This window comes from Roseomonas rosulenta (assembly GCF_016106005.1).
GTDB lineage: Bacteria > Pseudomonadota > Alphaproteobacteria > Acetobacterales > Acetobacteraceae > Neoroseomonas > Neoroseomonas rosulenta.
This window is the reverse complement of the sequence record NZ_JACADR010000459.1, coordinates 1-2106: the sequence shown is the minus strand read 5'-3', so window position 1 is coordinate 2106 and position 2106 is coordinate 1. Positions and strand designations below refer to the sequence as shown.

The following is a 2106-nucleotide window of genomic DNA, read 5'->3' as shown; positions in this document are numbered from 1 at the left end:
CTGGCGTCCAGATGCGCGACCAGGCGGTCGGCGCCGGGGGCGAGGTCGAGCACCAGTCGCGCCTCGGCCGGCGCATCGATGCGGCGTGCCTCGATCCGCGCGGCCAGCGCGCCGCCGGCGAGCGAGGCCGTTCCCTCGAGCGCCAGCACCGCCGCCACGCCCAGCACCGGCGCGCCGAGCTCGATGCGCTGCACCCCCAGCCGGTCAAGATGCAGCGCGACCGGCAGGGAGGGCAGCGAGGGCAGCAGCGGTGCATCCGGATCGGGCGGCGGCGGCGACGCGTCGCTTCCGGGCGGCGGCCGGTGCAGCGCGACGCGGCGCGCGGTGAGGGCGGTGATGCGCACATCACGCCGCAGCAGCGCCATCAGGTCGAGCGCGACCTCGGCCTGCTCGACCTCCAGCCAGGCTCCGGCCTCATCCGCCATGGACAGGCGCGCGACGCCGATCCGCCCGGGCAGCGGGCCGGTCAGGCCCTCCACGACCAGCCCCGGCACCAGCGCGCCGGCCTGGCGGGCGAGGACGCCGCGCCCGCCCTCGGTATTCGCCCAGAGCAGCGCGCCGCCCAGCGCGACCAGGGCGAGAACAGGCAGGGCGACGATCGTCACCAGCAGGACGCGACGCGACCGGCGCAGCGATGCCAGCGCCGCGCGCGCCACGCGCCGCAACGCCGACCGGGCGAATTGCCACGCGCGCCGCATCTCAGAAGGCCTGCCCGATGCCGACATAGAGCCCATAGGCCGGGTCGCCGCGCTGCGGGTTCAGCGGCACGCCGACATCGACGCGGATCGGCCCGATCGCCGTCAGATACCGAAGCCCGACGCCGGCACCGACGCGGAAGCCGCCGGTACCCGGCACCGCATCCTCGCCAACCGCGCCGGCATCGACGAAGACCACCGCGCCCCAGGGCCCCGAGATGCGCTGGCGCCATTCGACCGAGCCCTCCATCAGGCTCGCCCCGCCCAGCGGCTTGTTGCCGGCGTCGCGCGGGCCGATCGATTGGAAGACGTAGCCGCGCACCGACCCGCCGCCGCCGGCGTAGAAGCGCTTGTCGAGCGTGATCTCGTCGCGCGTCGCCCCCACCGCCGCGCCGACCGCGCCGCGCAGCGCCAGCACGCCGCGCTGGTCACCGGTCACATCCAGGTAGGTGCTGCCGATCGCCAGCAGCCGCGTATAGGTCACGCCATTGTCGAGCGACCACCAGGGTGTTGCGGTCACGCTCGCGCGCGCCCCGCTGGTGGGGTCGAGCAGGCTGGTCGTGCCGTCCCAGCGCAGGCCCATCACGAAGCCGACCAGGGTGAAGGGCTCGAGATCGCCGTAGCGGCCGATGCGCCCCGTCTCGAACTGCGGGCCGGCCTGCAGGGCGGTGCGCTCGGACAGGCGGCGCTCGGCCAGCGCCGAGACCAGGATGGCGTCGCGGTCATAGGCGTCGAGCAGTTCGCGCACCGCGCCGGCACGCGCAATGAGGCGGATGTCGCGGCGCCAGATCTCGGGCAGCGTCAGGGTCGCGAAGGCGCGGTAGGTGGCGTTGGAGAAGTCCCCCTCGGCGAGGCGCGCGACCTCGCCCTCGAGCCGCAGGCGCTCCGCGCCGCCGAACAGGTTGCGGTGCTCCCAGAACAGGCTGACGCCGGCGCCATAGTTGGTCTCGTAGGACAGCGTGCCGCCGAAGGCGCGCAGCGGGCGCTCGGCGACGCGGAAGGTGACCGGCAGGCGGTCGCCGGGCGCGAGGGACATCGCGGCCTCGATCCGCACGCTCTCGAAGACACCGAGGGCGACCAGGGCGCGGCGCGCGCGTTCGAGCGCGGCGGGGGAATAGTCCTGCCCCTCGATCTGGCGCGCGACGGTGCGTTCCAGCAGCCCGGTGTTCGTGCGCACCTGGCCGGTCACCTCCGGTGCGGCAAAGGTGGCGCGCGGGCCGGCGGCCAGGCGCCAGGTCACGTCCATGGTGCGGCGGTCGTGGTCCACCACCGCCTCGCGCCCCGCCACGGCGGCGAGCGGATGGCCGGCGCGACGCAGCGCCTCGCGCATCGCGTCCTCGGCCGCCAGTACCGACTCGGGGCGCGCCGGGTCGCCCGGCGAGAGGCCCGATTCGGCCGCCGCCGCGCGCAC

At 75.5% G+C, this 2106-nt stretch carries 2 protein-coding genes; both read right to left on the bottom strand.

Translation table 11 applies throughout. The features are described 5' to 3' along the window. Positions 1 to 698: hypothetical protein (locus HW578_RS25800; RefSeq protein WP_456308299.1), on the bottom strand; the 698-nt coding region annotated here is incomplete at its 3' end. A gap of 1 nt (position 699) precedes the next feature. Next, positions 700 to 2106, bottom strand: a 1407-nt coding sequence (locus HW578_RS25795) for an autotransporter assembly complex protein TamA (protein ID WP_198373572.1), incomplete at its 5' end; no start/stop codon positions are given.